The organism is Pseudonocardia thermophila, from assembly GCF_900142365.1.
In the GTDB taxonomy this organism is placed as follows: domain Bacteria; phylum Actinomycetota; class Actinomycetes; order Mycobacteriales; family Pseudonocardiaceae; genus Pseudonocardia; species Pseudonocardia thermophila.
This window is the reverse complement of the sequence record NZ_FRAP01000016.1, coordinates 1-15,153: the sequence shown is the minus strand read 5'-3', so window position 1 is coordinate 15,153 and position 15,153 is coordinate 1. Positions and strand designations below refer to the sequence as shown.

17 protein-coding genes are annotated in these 15,153 nt (G+C 72.3%); 13 read left to right on the top strand and 4 right to left on the bottom strand.

Annotated elements, in window-relative coordinates:
• Positions 1-47 precede the first annotated feature (47 nt).
• Genes tsaB through tsaD form a run of 3 tightly spaced genes read left to right on the top strand, consistent with a single transcriptional unit; the run spans position 48 to position 2,196 of the window.
• Entirely contained in the window at positions 48-704 is a 657-nt protein-coding gene (gene tsaB, locus BUE41_RS19895; RefSeq protein WP_073458672.1) for a tRNA (adenosine(37)-N6)-threonylcarbamoyltransferase complex dimerization subunit type 1 TsaB, read from the top strand.
• The gene (gene rimI / locus BUE41_RS19890; RefSeq protein ID WP_073458671.1) at positions 701-1,159 is read left to right on the top strand and encodes a ribosomal protein S18-alanine N-acetyltransferase; all 459 of its coding nucleotides are present in this window, start codon (positions 701-703) and stop codon (positions 1,157-1,159) included. The genes tsaB and rimI overlap by 4 nt, the downstream gene beginning before the upstream one ends.
• Before the next feature lie 5 nt (positions 1,160-1,164).
• Positions 1,165-2,196: a tRNA (adenosine(37)-N6)-threonylcarbamoyltransferase complex transferase subunit TsaD gene (gene tsaD, locus BUE41_RS19885; protein WP_073458810.1), complete on the top strand. Its 1,032-nt coding sequence runs from the start codon at positions 1,165-1,167 to the stop codon at positions 2,194-2,196.
• A gap of 15 nt (positions 2,197-2,211) precedes the next feature.
• On the opposite strand, the gene BUE41_RS19880 is transcribed toward tsaD, so the two are convergent.
• Entirely contained in the window at positions 2,212-3,138 is a 927-nt protein-coding gene (locus BUE41_RS19880) for an aldo/keto reductase (RefSeq protein WP_073458670.1), read from the bottom strand.
• Positions 3,139-3,420: 282 nt separating this feature from the next.
• Between BUE41_RS19880 and groES the strand changes: the two genes are divergently transcribed.
• Positions 3,421-3,711, top strand: a complete 291-nt coding sequence (gene groES / locus BUE41_RS19875) for a co-chaperone GroES (RefSeq protein ID WP_073458669.1) — start codon at positions 3,421-3,423, stop codon at positions 3,709-3,711.
• A gap of 82 nt (positions 3,712-3,793) precedes the next feature.
• The gene (gene groL / locus BUE41_RS19870) at positions 3,794-5,410 is read left to right on the top strand and encodes a chaperonin GroEL (RefSeq protein WP_073458668.1); all 1,617 of its coding nucleotides are present in this window, start codon (positions 3,794-3,796) and stop codon (positions 5,408-5,410) included.
• 131 nt (positions 5,411-5,541) lie between these two features.
• On the opposite strand, the gene BUE41_RS32085 is transcribed toward groL, so the two are convergent.
• A complete protein-coding gene (locus BUE41_RS32085) occupies positions 5,542-5,886 on the bottom strand; it encodes a WhiB family transcriptional regulator (RefSeq protein ID WP_073458667.1) in 345 nt (114 codons plus the stop codon).
• 105 nt (positions 5,887-5,991) lie between these two features.
• On the opposite strand from BUE41_RS32085, the gene BUE41_RS19860 reads away from it, so the two are divergent.
• The 4 genes from BUE41_RS19860 (at position 5,992) to BUE41_RS19845 (ending at position 9,668) form a co-directional block, all read left to right on the top strand.
• On the top strand, positions 5,992-6,963 hold the full coding sequence (locus BUE41_RS19860) for a hypothetical protein (protein ID WP_073458666.1): 972 nt from the start codon (positions 5,992-5,994) through the stop codon (positions 6,961-6,963).
• A 166-nt stretch (positions 6,964-7,129) separates the two neighbouring features.
• The gene (locus BUE41_RS19855) at positions 7,130-7,726 is read left to right on the top strand and encodes a response regulator transcription factor (RefSeq protein WP_073458665.1); all 597 of its coding nucleotides are present in this window, start codon (positions 7,130-7,132) and stop codon (positions 7,724-7,726) included.
• Positions 7,727-8,073: 347 nt separating this feature from the next.
• Complete coding sequence (locus BUE41_RS19850) at positions 8,074-8,646, top strand: sigma-70 family RNA polymerase sigma factor (RefSeq protein WP_073458664.1); 573 nt, start codon at positions 8,074-8,076, stop codon at positions 8,644-8,646.
• Positions 8,646-9,668 carry an anti-sigma-D factor RsdA gene (locus BUE41_RS19845; RefSeq protein ID WP_073458663.1) on the top strand — a complete coding sequence of 341 codons (1,023 nt, stop codon included), beginning with the start codon at positions 8,646-8,648 and terminating at the stop codon, positions 9,666-9,668. Before BUE41_RS19850 ends, BUE41_RS19845 begins: the two co-directional genes overlap by 1 nt.
• 81 nt (positions 9,669-9,749) lie before the next feature.
• Here the strand turns inward: BUE41_RS19845 and BUE41_RS19840 are convergent, their stop codons facing one another.
• Positions 9,750-10,124 (bottom strand): DUF5319 domain-containing protein, encoded by a 375-nt coding sequence (locus BUE41_RS19840; protein WP_073458662.1) that lies wholly within the window; start codon positions 10,122-10,124, stop codon positions 9,750-9,752.
• Positions 10,125-10,409: 285 nt separating this feature from the next.
• On the opposite strand from BUE41_RS19840, the gene guaB reads away from it, so the two are divergent.
• From guaB to BUE41_RS19825, 3 genes are read left to right on the top strand one after another with little or no spacing between them, the layout of a single operon-like run.
• On the top strand, positions 10,410-11,915 hold the full coding sequence (guaB, locus tag BUE41_RS19835) for an IMP dehydrogenase (protein ID WP_073458661.1): 1,506 nt from the start codon (positions 10,410-10,412) through the stop codon (positions 11,913-11,915).
• Positions 11,916-11,947: 32 nt separating this feature from the next.
• Positions 11,948-13,075, top strand: coding sequence for a GuaB3 family IMP dehydrogenase-related protein (locus BUE41_RS19830; protein WP_073458660.1), 1,128 nt, complete (start codon positions 11,948-11,950; stop codon positions 13,073-13,075).
• Between the two features lie 56 nt (positions 13,076-13,131).
• Positions 13,132-13,530, top strand: a complete 399-nt coding sequence (locus BUE41_RS19825) for a DUF4190 domain-containing protein (RefSeq protein WP_143172260.1) — start codon at positions 13,132-13,134, stop codon at positions 13,528-13,530.
• Here the strand turns inward: BUE41_RS19825 and BUE41_RS19820 are convergent.
• Positions 13,491-14,528 (bottom strand): zinc-binding metallopeptidase family protein, encoded by a 1,038-nt coding sequence (locus tag BUE41_RS19820; protein WP_073458658.1) that lies wholly within the window; start codon positions 14,526-14,528, stop codon positions 13,491-13,493. The genes BUE41_RS19825 and BUE41_RS19820 overlap by 40 nt on opposite strands.
• Positions 14,529-14,864: 336 nt before the next feature.
• Between BUE41_RS19820 and BUE41_RS19815 the strand changes: the two genes are divergently transcribed.
• A partial coding sequence (locus BUE41_RS19815) for a hypothetical protein (protein WP_159444937.1) occupies positions 14,865-15,153 on the top strand: 289 nt, incomplete at its 3' end.

The following is a 15,153-nucleotide window of genomic DNA, read 5'->3' as shown; positions in this document are numbered from 1 at the left end:
CGGCTCCCGGACGTCGTCGCGCCCCGGTGACGGCATACCCTCGCGGGGTGCTCGTCCTGGCCATCGACACCGCGACACCCGCCGTCACCACGGGGGTCGTCACCGTCACCGGTGACGGCGTCGAGGTGCGGTCGAGCCGGGTCGAGATCAACACGCGCAAGCACGCCGAGCTGCTGATGCCGCTGGTGCTGCAGGCGTGCTCCGACGCCGGCGCGGCGCTGCGCGACATGGACGCGTTCGTGGTCGGGGCGGGGCCGGGCCCGTTCACCGGGCTGCGGGTCGGCATGGTCACCGCCGCCGCGCTGGGCGACGCTCTGGGCCGGCCGGTCCACGGCGTCTGCACGCTGGACGCGATCGCCGCCGACTGCCCCACGGGCGAGCCGCTGCTCGTCGTCACCGACGCGCGTCGGCGCGAGGTCTACTGGGCCGCCTACGACGAGGCCGGGCGGCGGGTCGATGGCCCGCACGTCGAGGCGCCGGCGTCGCTGACCCGCCGTGCCGGTGGCTACGTCGCGGCGGGCGGGATGGCCGCCGTGCTGGGTCGTCCGGTCGTCGGCCCGGAGTCGCCCAGCCCGGGCGGGCTCGTGGCGGTGGCGGCCGAGGCGCTGCGCGCCGGGATCATCCCGGGCCCGCTGGAGCCGCTGTACCTGCGTCGCCCCGACGCGGTGGAGCCGACCGGCCGAAAGCGGGTGACCGCCGGATGATCGTCACGATCGACCCGCTCACCCCGGCCGACGCCGACCGGTGCGCGGAGCTGGAGCAGGTCCTCTTCCGCGGCGACGACCCGTGGACGCCGTCGGCGTTCCTGTCCGAGCTGCGCACCCCCGGCCGCACCTACGTCGCTGCGCGCACCGGCGGGGCGCTCGTCGGCTACGGCGGGCTGGGGATCGTCGCCGGGCCGCCGCAGGCCGAGGCCGAGATCCACAACCTCGCGGTCGACCCGCAGCACCAGGGCCGCGGCGTGGGCCGCACGCTGCTGCGGGCGCTGCTCGACGTCGCCGACGCGGTGTCCGCCGTGGTGTTCCTCGAGGTGCGCACGGACAACGAGCCCGCGAAGCGGCTCTACGAGAGCGAGGGCTTCGCCGTCGTCGGGCTGCGCCGCCGCTACTACCGCAGCGGAGCCGATGCCCACACCATGCGCCGGGAGGCGAAGTCGTGATCGTCATGGGGTTCGAGACCTCCTGCGACGAGACCGGGGTCGGGATCGTCCGGATGACGGGGGAGGGGCCCGAGCTGCTGGCCAACGAGGTGGCCTCGTCGGTGGAGCAGCACGCCCGCTTCGGCGGCGTGGTGCCCGAGGTGGCCTCCCGCGCGCACCTGCACGCGATCGTGCCGGCGGTGCGGCGGGCGCTGGCCACCGCCGGGATCACGGGACGCGACGTCGACGTCGTCGCCGTGACCGCCGGGCCGGGGCTCGCCGGTGCGCTGCTGGTCGGCGTGGCGGCCGCGAAGGCCTACGCCACCGCGTGGGACGTGCCGCTCTACGGGGTCAACCACCTCGCCGCGCACGTCGCCGTCGACACGCTGCAGCACGGCCCGCTGCCGCCCGCGCTGGCGCTGCTCGTCTCCGGGGGGCACTCCAGCCTGCTCGACGTGCCCGATCTCGCCGGGCCGATCACCCCGATCGGCGCCACGATCGACGACGCGGCCGGGGAGGCGTTCGACAAGGTGGCGCGGCTGCTCGGGCTGCCGTTCCCGGGAGGCCCGCACATCGACCGGGTCGCCCGCGACGGCGACCCGGACGCGATCGCGTTCCCGCGCGGGCTCACCGGGCCGCGCGACGCGTCGTTCGACTTCTCCTTCTCGGGGCTGAAGACCGCGGTCGCCCGGCACGTCGAGGCGCTGGAGCGGGCCGGTACCCCGATCCCGGTCGCGGACGTGGCGGCCAGCTTCCAGGAGGCCGTCACCGACGTGCTGACCGCGAAGGCGGTGCGCGCCGCCCGCGAGCGCGGCATGGACACGCTGCTGCTCGGCGGCGGCGTCGCGGCCAACTCGCGGCTTCGGGCGATGGCCGAGGAACGCTGCGCCGCCGCCGGGATCACGCTGCGGGTGCCCCGTCCGGGGCTGTGCACCGACAACGGGGCGATGGTCGCCGCCCTCGGTGCGCACCTGGCGGCGGCCGGGGCGGCGCCCAGCCCGCTGGACCTCCCGGCGGACTCCTCGATGCCGGTGACCGAGGTGCTCGTCAGCGCGTGAGACCGGTGGATCGGCTCAGTCCGACACGTGCGTGAGCAGCCGCAGCTCGTCGGAGGTCAGCTGCAGCGTCCGCATCGCCATCAGCTCCTTGAGCTGCTCGACGGTGCGGGCGCTCGCGATCGGCGCCGTCACCCCGGGCTGCGCGGCCAGCCAGGCGAGCGCCACCGCGGCCACCGGCACGCCGTGGCCCGCCGCGATCTCGTCCAGCACGGCCAGCACCGCGGGCCCGCGCGGGTCGTCGAGGTAGGCCTGCGCGCCCTGCGCGCGGACGCTCTCGACGGGCTGACCGCGGTACTTGCCGGTCAGGAAGCCCATCGCCAGCCCGTAGTACGGGAAGCAGGCCATCTCGTTCGCGGTGACGATCGGCTGCAGCCCGGCCTCGAACGCGTTGCGGTCCATCAGGTTGTAGTGCGGCTGCACCGCGGTGTAGGCGGTCAGCCCGTCGCGCTCGGAGATCTCCAGCGCCGACCGCAGCCGCTCCGGGGTGAAGTTGGAGGCGCCGATCTGGACGACCTTCCCGGCCTTGACCAGCGCGTCGAACGCGTCGAGGGTCTCCTCCTGCACCGTGTCGGGATCGTCCTTGTGCGCGTAGTAGAGATCGATCCTATCGGTCTGCAGGCGGCGCAGCGAGTCCTCCGCGGCCGCGGTGATGTTCGCGGCCGAGAGCCCCGGCCGGGTGGGCCACGAGCCCACCTTCGTCGCGATCACGACCTGGTCGCGCACCCCGCGGGAGGCGAGCCACTCGCCGATGATCGCCTCGGACTCACCGCCGGAGTTGCCCGGCTTCCGCCACAGGTACGCGTCGGCGGTGTCGATCATCGTGCCGCCCGCTTCGAGGTACGCGTCGAGCACCGCGAAGGCGCCTTCGCGGTCGACCGTCCACCCGAAGACGTTGCCTCCCAGGCACAGCCCCGTCACGTCGATGCCGGAGATCGTCGTCATGGCGGGGACGCTACGCGGGCGGTCACATGCGCTCTGAGCTGGGGCGGGAGCACGGCCACGAGCCGGGGGAACCCGCCGGTAGCCACCGTGATGGGGGATATGCAGACGGGGCGCTCGGCTACCCGGACCTGGCGTTGAGGCGTTGGCACTCTCATGGGTAGAGTGCCAACTGCACGGCCGACATCTGGTTGCTCCGGCACCCGCGACGACGGTGCGACCGCAGGTCGTAAACCCACAAACCCGCAGTTCGTGAGGCACACCCCAGGAAGGGGAGGTCATCAAGTGGCGAACCTCAAGCCGCTCGAGGACAGGATCGTCGTCCAGGCCAGCGAGGCCGAGACCACCACCGCGTCCGGGATCGTCATCCCCGACACGGCCAAGGAGAAGCCGCAGGAGGGCAAGGTCCTCGCGGTGGGTCCGGGCCGCATCGACGACAAGGGCAACCGCATTCCGCTGGACGTCAAGGTCGGCGACGTCGTCATCTACTCGAAGTACGGCGGCACCGAGGTCAAGTACAACGGGGAGGAGTACCTGATCCTCTCCGCCCGCGACGTGCTCGCGGTCGTCAACTGAGTCGAGGCTCCTGACGGGGCCGTCGCCCCCGAGCGGGGTGGCGGCCCCGTCTCGCTGGTTACCTGAAGGGACAAGGCAGGACATGCCGAAGCAGATCAGCTTCGACGAGACCGCCCGTCGTGCTCTGGAGCGCGGGGTGAACCAGCTGGCCGACGCGGTCAAGGTCACCCTCGGCCCGCGCGGGCGCCACGTCGTGCTGGACAAGAAGTTCGGTGGGCCGACCGTCACCAACGACGGCGTCACCATCGCGCGCGAGATCGAGCTCGAGGACCCGTACGAGAACCTCGGTGCGCAGCTCGCCAAGTCCGTCGCCACCAAGACGAACGACGTCGCCGGCGACGGCACCACCACCGCCACCGTGCTCGCCCAGGCCATGGTCACCGCCGGTCTGCGCAACGTGGCGGCGGGCGCCAACCCGACGGCGCTGGGTGTCGGCATCGCGAAGGCCGCCGAGGCGGTCACGGAGGAGCTCAAGAAGCGGGCCATCCCGGTCGACGACAAGGACCACGTCGCCCAGGTCGGCACCATCGCCTCCCGCGAGGCCGAGATCGGCGCCCTCATCAGCGAGGCGCTCAAGACCGTCGGCAAGGACGGCGTGATCACGGTGGAGGAGGGCTCCACCCTCGCCACCGAGCTGGAGATCACCGAGGGTCTGCAGTTCGACAAGGGGTACCTGTCGCCGTACTTCGTCACCGACCCGGAGACGATGGAGGCGGTCTTCGAGAACCCCTTCATCCTGCTGCACCGCGAGAAGATCTCCGCGATCGCGGACCTGCTGCCGCTGCTGGAGAAGGTGCTCGGCGAGAGCCGGCCGCTGCTGATCATCGCCGAGGACGTCGAGGGCGAGGCGCTGTCCACCCTCGTCGTGAACTCGATCCGCAAGACCCTCAAGGTCGCCGCGGTCAAGTCGCCGTTCTTCGGTGACCGCCGCAAGGCGTTCATGGAGGACCTGGCGATCGCCACCGGCGGCACCGTGGTCAACCCCGAGGTCGGCCTGAAGCTGGCCGAGGTCGGCCTGGACGTCCTGGGCTCGGCTCGGCGCGTGGTCGTCACGAAGGACGCCACCACGATCGTCGAGGGCGCCGGCTCGGCCGAGGCCGTCGAGGCGCGCATCGCGCAGCTGAAGAAGGAGATCGAGACCACCGACTCCGACTGGGACCGCGAGAAGCTGCAGGAGCGGCTGGCCAAGCTGTCCGGCGGTGTCGCGGTCATCAAGGTCGGTGCGGCCACCGAGACCGCGCTCAAGGAGCGCAAGCACCGCATCGAGGACGCCGTCGCGGCTACCCGCGCGGCCGTCGAGGAGGGCATCGTCCCCGGCGGCGGCTCCGCGCTGGTGCACGCGTCCGCCGTGCTGGAGGGCGGGCTCGGCCTGGCCGGTGACGAGGCGACGGGTGTCGCGATCGTCCGCGAGGCGCTCAAGGCGCCGCTGTTCTGGATCGCCACCAACGGCGGTCTGGAGGGCGCCGTCGTGGTCGGCAAGGTGGCGGAGAAGGAGTGGGGGCAGGGCTTCAACGCCGCCACCCTCACCTACGGCGACCTGGTCGCCGAGGGCGTCATCGACCCGGTGAAGGTCACCCGCTCCGCTGTGGTGAACGCCGCGTCGATCGCCCGCATGGTGCTCACCACCGAGAGCGCCGTGGTCGACAAGCCCGAGCCGCCGGAGCCCGCGAACGGGCACGGCCACGGGCACGGCCACTGATCGGCGCGAGCTGATCGACGACTGAGCAACGGAGGCTCGAGGGGCCGCTCCGGGTGCACCCCGGGGCGGCCCTTCTCGTGCCCTGGCTCCTGCGTCGAGAACCTCCTGCGTCGAGAACGAGGTCGTGGTGATCAAATCGCCTTGTTGATCACCACGACCTCGTTCTCGACGCCGTCCCGGTGGCGAGCGTCCAGCTTCCGGCCACCTCGTGCCAGCAGCGCTGTGCGCTCGGCGACGGAGAGCCCGCCCCACACCCCGTACGGCTCCTCGGCCGCGAGCGCGTGGCGGCGGCACTCCTCGAGCACGGGGCAGCGGCGGCACACCTGCTTGGCCCGCTCCTCGCGCCGCGCCTTCGCCGCGCCGCGTTCGCCCTCGGGATGGAAGAAGTACGCGCTGTCCATGCCCCGGCAGGCGCCGCGGAGCTGCCAGTCGTAGGTCTCGGCCACCGGTGTCGGGAGCCTGTGTGTGTCCGCCACCCGTATCACCTGCCACTCCGGAGCGCGGGCGAAACCCTCACCGTAAGGCCGGGGCACGGGGCCGACAAGGTTCCGACGAGCGATCCGCCCGGCGAGGATGACCGGGTGAGCCGGCTGCGCGACATCGCGTTCGGGCACGCGCCGGGAGCGCCGGTCCGCGTCCCGCGCGACGCCCCGCCGCGCGACCGGTGGCTCGCCGCCGTCGCCCTGGGCGGGCAGGGCCGCTACGCCGCCGCAGCCGCTGAGCTGGCCCGGCTGCGGGCCGATCCAGCCACCCCGGCCGCGGTGCGGGCCCATGCGGCCGTCACGGCCGCCTCGCACCGTCGTCAGCTCGGCGGGCACGCTGTGGCTCTCGCCGACGACGGATGGGCCCTGCGGATCGCCACCACGGCCGTGGAAGCACCGACGGCAGCCGCTACGGCCGCAGCCTCGGTAGCGGACGAACCGGACCCCGACGGCACGGATCTGGCCGCGGCTCGCGTCGACGCGCTCGTCGGGCTCGCCGCCGACAACGTCGGCCTCGGCAGACCGCTCGTCGCGCAGCGCCTGCTCGACAGCGCAGAGTTACTGACTTGTTACCATCCGTCATGGCGCCTCCCCGTTCGGGTCGGCTGGGTCCGGGCGGAGCTGGCGCTGCTGCGCGGTGATCCGGGCGCGGCCCTCGCGCCGGCGACCGACGCCGTGCAGCGGGCCAGGGCGGCGGGATCGGTCCGTCACCTGGTCAAGTCGCTGATCGTGCGCGTCGTCGCGGCTGCGGCGGCGGGCGCGCTGGACCCGGAGGAGGCAGTCTCCGAACTGGATCGGTTGGCCGGGGAGTGCGCCGAACGGGGGCTGGCGCCACTCGAATGGCCGTGTCTGCTCGCTGCGGGTGATCTACTGGACCGTACGGGCGACGCTGTAAACGACGTCGCCACTCGAACGGTGCAGCACTCGAGAGGCGGCTCGGTGACCGGTCGTGCTCAGCGGCGACACGCCGCGCAGGTCACGATGAGCGTCATCGCACGTAGATCCGACCCACTGGGCAGGCGACTCCTCGGGGTGTCGATGCGGTCACTCGGGTTCCACGCGGTAATGTGATTACTCCATTCGGACCTTCGTCACCCACATGACGAGTGCCACTTGGCGCAAGACTCTCGAATGGAGGGCACAAAACCGCCCTGATCGTGTCAAGGTGAAGCTGTCACTCGCCGATGCTTGGGGTGACACATCACCCGGCTGCAGGAAGCTGCAGGAAGGAATCGTCGTGACGACGGTACTCATCTGCGACGATCGTCGCAGCGTCCGCGAAGGCCTCACCCGCGTGATGTCCGCGGTCCCGGGCGTGCACCGGATCGATTGCGTTGCCCACGGGGACGAGCTGCTGGCCAGGTTCTCCCGCCAGCCGGTCGACGTCGTCCTCATCGGCACGCAGCGAGCGGTGCCCACCGGGGTCGAGGCCACGCGTCGCCTGGTGGCGGCTCACCCCCAGGCAAACGTGATCGTCTTCGGTGCACCCGATGACGCGGGCAGCATCGCTGCTGCCATCGCCGGTGGTGCCCGGGGCTACCTGCGCTGGGACGCCTCGCGTCCCGAGCTGGTGGCCGCCCTCGCGCACACCCTGGCCAGCACCGCGGTCCCCACGCCGCGGACGCCGACCGACCCCGGCGTGCAGTTGACCGAGCGGGAGCTGCAGGTGCTGCGCGGCATGAGCCAGGGCAAGAGCAACGGGCAGATCGGCCGTGAGCTCTACCTCTCCGAGGACACCGTGAAGACCCACGCGCGACGGCTGTTCCGCAAGCTCGGGGTCCGTGACCGTGCGCAGGCCGTGGCCCACGGCTTCCGCCGCGGGCTGGTGTCCTGAGATCGATCTCCGCCGTTCCACGCACCGTGACGTCCGTCGGGCGCAGCGTGCCCGATGGAGGCGCACCTCGTCGCCGTACCGGGTGGTCCCGGCCGTGTTGACGCTCCGTCCGCGGCCGGGTCCATCCGTATGGTGTCCTGGAGCCGTTCGGGTGGTGGTGCCCGCCACCGCACAACGGATCGGCACGCTGGATCGTCTTGGGGGTGTCGGTTCGGGATCCGTCCGCCGAGCGTGACCGTCGCTTCGCTAACGTGTGAGCGCAGAGGACACGGTCGAGAACTCTCGGTGATCGACCCGGGCCGCACTCCGACCAGGAATGTGCCGTAACACCAGGACTACACCCCGCGATGACTGAGACGACAGAGGTTCCCGACGAGCTGGTGGCCCTCGCGATGACCGGGGACCGCCGGGCCGTCGGAACCTTGCTCGCCATCATTCGTCCGCTGGTCGTGCGATACTGCCGCGCGCGCCTCGGCCGGATGGACCGATCGTCGGTCTCCGCCGACGACGTCGCGCAGGAGGTGTGTCTGGCCGTGCTGACGGCCCTTCCCGGTTACCGCGTCCAGGGTCGCCCCTTCCTGGCGTTCGTGTACGGAATCGCTTCCCACAAAGTCATCGACGCGCACCGGGCCGCGTCCCGCAACCGCTCGGAACCCGTCGCGGACCTCCCCGACTCCGTCGAGTCGGCGGACGGTCCCGAGCAGCGCGCTCTGCAGGTCGAGCTCTCCGGCGAGATGGCCCGGCTGCTCGACACGCTCCCCGAGAAGCAGCGCGAGATCCTGATCCTCCGCGTCGTCGTCGGCCTCTCCGCCGAGGAGACGGCCGAGGCGGTCGGCTCGACCCCGGGTGCGGTCCGGGTCGCCCAACACCGGGCACTGGCCCGATTGCGCAAGTCGATGCCCGAGGAGGAGGTGGTCTGATGCGCGACGACGAGCGCTTCCACCGCGCCGACCACCGCACCAACGGCCGCCGGCCCGAGGGCATGTCGACCCGGGCCCACCAGCTCGAGGACGAGCCGATCGACCTCGTGGCCGTGCAGGCCGACGACGAGCTGATCAGCGCGCTCGCGTCCGGCATGCGGGTCACGACGCCCGGGTTCGCCGGGTACGACGCCGACGACCGCGTGGCCGCGATCCTCGCCGCGTGGCGGGAGGAGGTCGACCGCGACCCCATCCCGGAGCTGGTCGACATCGACACCGCCATCGAGACCATCCGCAGCGCCGGCCGGCCGCAGCGCTCGCGCGCCCGGCGGCACCTCGCACCGGTGGCGGCGGCCGCGGCCTTCGCCGTCTTCGCCCTCGGCGGCGTCTCGGTCGGCTCGGCCTCCGCCGAGCCGGGGGACGCGCTGTGGGGCATCTCGAAGGTGCTGTTCTCCGAGCGGGCGACCTCCATCGAGGCCGCCGCCCGTGTCGGGGAACGCATCGACCGGGCCAAGCGCGCCCTCACCGAGGGCCAGCCGGAGGTGGCCGCGGCGGAGCTGGCGGAAGCCCAGGCCGAGCTGGCCGTCGTCCGCCCCGAGGAGGGCCGCGAGCAGCTGGCCGAGGTGCAGAACTTCCTGGCCGCCAAGGCTGAGGAGACCCCGCCCGGGCAGCCCACCGATCCGGGTCAGCCGCTGCGCAGGGACCGCCACCGCCGCGTCCCGCACGGCGCGGCCGTCGGGGCCGACCCGAGCTCCGCGCCGCCCACCGAGCCGACCACGGGCGGCAGCACGGCCCCCGGCACCGGACCGGCGACGGGCGGCAGCTCACAGCCCGCCCAGGATCCGCGCACCCTGGACGACCCGTCGGCGTCGCCGGGCACCTCCCCGTCGACCACGACCACACCGTCGTCCGGATCGACGTCGGCCACACCGGAGGGCAGCCCGTCGTCGACCACGGCCGGGTCGGGGCAGAGCATGGGCAGCACACCCGGCGTCACGAGCACCGCGGCCCGGCCGTCCTGAGCCGGGCGGACGAGTGCGCGGCCCCGGCATCCGGGGCCGCGCACTGCGTCAGGTCTGGTGTCAGCCGGCGAACAGGAGCGATCAGGAGTCCGAGAGCACCGCGTCGGCGTAGCCGCGGCAGTACTCCCAGGTGACGTAGCGCGACGGGTCGGGATCGAACGCGGGCTCGTGGGGGCGCATGTAGCCTTCGTCGAGCAGCTGCTGCAGGCTCGCGCGCAGCAGGTTCCACTCGTGGTAGTGCTGCTCGCCGCAGTCGCCGCAGTCCACGACGATGCCCCGCACTCCTCGCCCCTCCAGCAGCGCCTGGAAGACGGCCAGGTCGGCGAGGTCAGCGATGACCTCGTCGCGCTCGATCTCGCTCAGCCGCTCCACCTCCGGCTCGTCGCCTTCGAGCGAGAGAGCCGGATCGTAGGGGTCGCCGGCGAACGGGTCGGGCGGCAGTGCATCGGGTGACACGCCGTCAACGATACTCGCGACGACCGATGGTTACGCGTCGGCGCGGCCCCGGATGTCGGAATCGATCGTCGGATCCGTCACGGTGCGTGTGGCCACTGACCGGACGGTCAGGGTGCCCCGGCCGGTGGGTGACCGGTTTCGCAGTGACGGGCAGCCGGGCGGCGGGCCACGGGTCCTGGGGCCGTTTACGATGGCTCGAAGGCCATGTCCACTCGTCCGCCGGCTCCACGAGCTGCCGGCGGTCATCCCTCAGGGGAAGTCGTACGGAAGGCGCGGATCCCGCCGATGACCAGCGAGACCGGTGGTTTGCCGGAGAAGTTCGCGATGCTCGGCCTGACGTTCGACGACGTGCTGCTGCTGCCCGCCGAGTCCGACGTCGTGCCGAGCGCCGTCGACACCAGCGCCCAGGTCACCCGGCGTGTGCGCCTCAAGGTGCCGATCGTGTCGTCGCCGATGGACACGGTCACCGAGGCGCGCATGGCCATCGCGATGGCGCGCGCCGGCGGCCTCGGCGTGCTGCACCGCAACCTCGCCCCCGAGGAGCAGGCATCGCAGGTCGAGGTCGTCAAGCGGTCGGAGGCCGGCATGGTCACCGACCCGGTGACCTGCTCGCCGGACGACACCCTCGCCGACGTCGACGCGCTGTGCGCGAAGTTCCGCATCTCGGGTGTGCCCGTCACCGACGAGACCGGGCACCTCGTCGGCATCATCACCAACCGCGACATGCGGTTCGAGATGGACCACTCGCGGCCGGTCCGTGAGGTCATGACGAAGGCCCCGCTGATCACCGCCCGGGTCGGGGTCAGCGCCGAGGCGGCGCTGGGCCTGCTGCGCCGCCACAAGCTGGAGAAGCTGCCCGTCATCGACGGCGACGGCGTGCTGCGCGGGCTCATCACGATCAAGGACTTCAACAAGACCGAGAAGTACCCGAACGCCACGAAGGACCCCGACGGGCGGCTGGTGGTCGCGGCGGCCGTCGGCGTCGGCGACGAGGGCTACGCGCGGGCGATGCAGCTGGTCGACGCGGGTGTGGACATCCTGATGGTCGACACCGCGCACGGGCACTCCCGGCGGGTGCTGGAGACCGTCGCGAAGCTGCGCGCCGAGGTCGGGAACTCCGTGGACGTCGTCGGCGGCAACGTCGCCACCCGGGAGGGCGCGGCGGCCCTCGTGGAGGCCGGTGCCGACGCGGTCAAGGTCGGCGTGGGCCCCGGCTCGATCTGCACCACCCGCGTCGTCGCCGGGGTGGGTGCGCCGCAGATCACCGCGATCTACGAGGCCGCGCAGGTGTGCGCGCCCGCGGGCGTGCCGGTGATCGGCGACGGCGGCATCCAGTACTCCGGTGACATCGCGAAGGCCATCGCGGCCGGCGCGTCGACGGTCATGCTGGGCAGCCTGCTCGCCGGCACCGAGGAGTCGCCGGGCGAGGTGATCCTCGTCGGCGGCAAGCAGTACAAGACCTACCGCGGCATGGGCTCGCTGGGCGCCATGCGCTCCCGCGGCGACCAGAAGAGCTACTCGAAGGACCGCTACGCCCAGGACGACGTCCTGAGCGAGGACAAGCTCGTTCCCGAGGGCATCGAGGGCCGCATCCCGTTCCGCGGCCCGCTCGCGCAGGTCATCCACCAGCTGGTGGGCGGGCTGCGCTCCGGCATGGGCTACGCCGGTGCGCAGACCATCGAGCAGCTGCAGCAGGCCCGCATGGTGCGCATCACCGCCGCCGGCCTCAAGGAGAGCCACCCGCACGACATCACGATGACCGTCGAGGCGCCCAACTACTCCAGCCGCTGAGCGGGCGCCGCGGCGGTCTAGGCTGACCACCCGTGCGTGACGTGGTGGAGATCGGGATGGGCCGTGAGGCCCGCCGGGCGTACGACCTCGATCAGATCGAGATCGTGCCCTCGCGGCGGACCCGCAGCTCGAAAGAGGTGTCGACGGAGTGGCGCCTGGATGCGTACCAGTTCGACATCCCGCTGGTGACCCACCCGACGGACGCCGTGGTCTCCCCGGCCAGCGCGGTGGCGATCGGCCGGCTCGGTGGCCTGGCGGTGCTCAACGCGGAGGGCCTGTGGGCGCGGCACTCCGACGTGGACGCGGCGCTGGCCGAGGTGCGCGACGCCCTGGAGGGCAGCAGCGATCCCGGCCCGGCCATCCGCACGCTGCAGGAGCTGCACGCTGCGCCGATCGACGAGGGCCTGCTCGGCGAGGCGCTCAAGACCATCCGCGACGCCGGCGTCACGGTCGCCGCGCGGGTGAGCCCGCAGCGCGCCCGCGAGCTCACCCCGATGCTGCTCGCCGGCGGTGTGGAGATCCTCTTCGTGCAGGGCACGATCATCTCCGCCGAGCACGTCTCCCGCGGTGAGCCGCTGAACCTCAAGGAGTTCATCAACTCCCTCGACGTGCCGGTCGTGGCCGGTGGCTGCGGCGACTACCGCACCGCCATGCACCTCATGCGCACCGGCGCCGCCGGGGTCATCGTCGGGTACGGCCAGGGCGTGGCCACCACCACCGACGAGGTGCTCGGCATCGGCGTCCCGATGGCCACCGCGATCGTCGACGCCGCCGCGGCCCGCCGCGACTACCTCGACGAGACCGGCGGCCGCTACGTCCACGTCATCGCCGACGGCGGCATCCGCAGTTCCGGCGACATCGCCAAGGCCATCGCGTGCGGCGCCGACGCGGTGATGCTCGGCGAGCAGCTCGCCGAGGCCACCGACGCGCCCGGCGGGGGCCTGTACTGGACGTCGGCGGCGGCGCACCCGAACCTGCCGCGCTCGGACGTGGTCACGGTCGGCCCGGCGGACCGCACCCTCGAGCAGGTGCTGTTCGGGCCGTCCGACGAGCCGTACGGGTCGGTGAACCTGTTCGGCGCGCTGCGCCGGGCGATGGCGAAGACCGGGTACTCCGACCTCAAGGAGTTCCAGCGGGTGGGGCTGACCGTCCGCTCCTGAGCCTCGGGTGACGCGCCGCCGGCGCCGTGCGATCATCCCGGCATGGGTGCCCGTCGATGACGCAGCCTCCGTATCCGCCTGACCCGTACCAGGACCCCCATCGGTCCGGGTACGGATACAGCGGCCAGCAGCCGTACGAGCAGCAGCCGATGCCCGGTGCGTACGGGCCGCCCTACGTGCCCGTCGGGCGACCGCCGATGAGCGGGAGCGCGGTCGCGTCGCTGGTGCTGGGGATCCTGGCGGTGCTGTTCTGCTGGATCCCGTTCATCGGAGTGATCGCCTGGCCGTTGCTGATCATCGGCGGGGTGCTGGGGATCGCCGCCTTCGGCCGTACCCGCACAGGTGAGGCCGACGGGCACGGACTCGCGGTGGCCGGCGTGGTGTGCTGCGGGGTCGCGCTGGCCGTCTGCCTGTTCTACCTGGTGCCGTTCCTGCTGGTGGCGGCGTTCGCGTAGGCGGGGTGCTCGGCCACCAGGTCGTGCACGAACCGCAGCTTGTCCAGCACCGCGGGGGCGAGCACGAACGGGTAGAGATCGGTGAACCCCATCGACCGGTTCACCGCGTTGAGCGCGTAGGTCAACGGCAGCCAGGTGCCGATGATCTCGGTGAACATCTGCGGGGTGGCGGTGGGCTCGGCCCGCAGGTCGGCCCGCACCTGCGCCGTCGGCCCGGTGACGACGATCCCGAACTCCGCCGCGGTCTGGCTGGTGTCGCGGATGTGCAGGTAGTGGGCGAACGTCTCGGCCCAGTCCTCCCACGGGTGCGCGGCGGCGTAGGCGCTCACGTGCCGGTCCGCCCAACCCGCCGGCGGCCCCTCCGCGTAGTGGCGGGCGAGCGCGTCGGAGTAGTCGGCGCGCTCGTCGCCGAACAGCACGCGGAACTCGTCCGCGCGGCCGACGCGATCGATCAGCACCTCCCAGTACCAGTGCCCGGTCTCGTGCCGCAGGTGCCCGAGCAGTGTGCGGTACGGCTCGGCGAGCTCCACGCGCATGCGTTCGCGGTGCCCGTCGTCGCCTTCGGCGAGATCGAGGGTCACCACGCCGCTCGCGTGGCCGGTGACGACCGGTTCCTCAGCGCTGGAGAGCAGGTCGAACGCGAGCCCCCCGGAGGGGTCCTCGGCCCGGTCCACGACCGGGAGGCCGAGGTCGTCGAGCTGGTGCAGCAGCCGCCGTTTCGCCGCCTCGGTGGCGGCGAACGAGGCGAGCGCCTTCAGATCACCGTCGGCCGGGCGGGTGCGGGTGAGCGCGCAGCAGGAGCACAGATCGCCGGGGTCGGCCGGGTCGAGCAGCCAGTTGCAGTCGGCGATGGTCGCGTTGGCGCAGCGCCGGCGGCCGTCGGCGCGGACGAGGCTGCGTTCGGCGCGCGAGTAGCCGATCGCGGTGCCGCACGACAGGCACGCGGTGTTCGCGAAGAAGACCAGGGCCGCGCAGTGCGGGCAGGCGAAGGAACGCACCCGACCAGTCCACCACGGCGCCGGCGTTCGCGCCCGACGGGAGCGTCGTCCACTGTAGATCTACAGTGGACTGTCTGACACCATCATCGGCGAGGCAACCAGGAGATATGTGACATCACGTGCGCTGTCGCACACGCACCGCAATTGTCTCGTCCGCTCCGAAACCGACCCAACTGAAATGGAGATTCGAGAGTGCTGATCTCCTGAGGCAGAGCCCGGTTAGCCACCCTCGGCGCGGGTGTGGCCGCCGCGGTGACGGCGGGTCTGCTCGCCGTTCCCGGGGTGGCCGCGGCCGCGCCATCGACGGATGATGCTCCGGCGAAACCGACGGTGTCGGTGAGCGCGCCCTCGGCGACGCCGCAGCGATTCACCGGCAACTGTCCGGTGACGGTCACCTTCTCGGCGAAGGTGACGCTGAAGCTCGACGGGAAGACCACGATCTCCTACCGCTGGGTGAGCGACGAGGGGGCCACGAGCGGGGTCAAGTCGCAGACCGTCGCGGGCCGCGGGACGAAGACCGTCACCCTGACCAGCAAGGAGACCTTCAAGAAGGACGCCGAGGCCGGGTGGGCCCTCCAGCTGCTGTCGCCGCGGGAGGTGACCACCGAGAAGGCTCGTGTCTCGG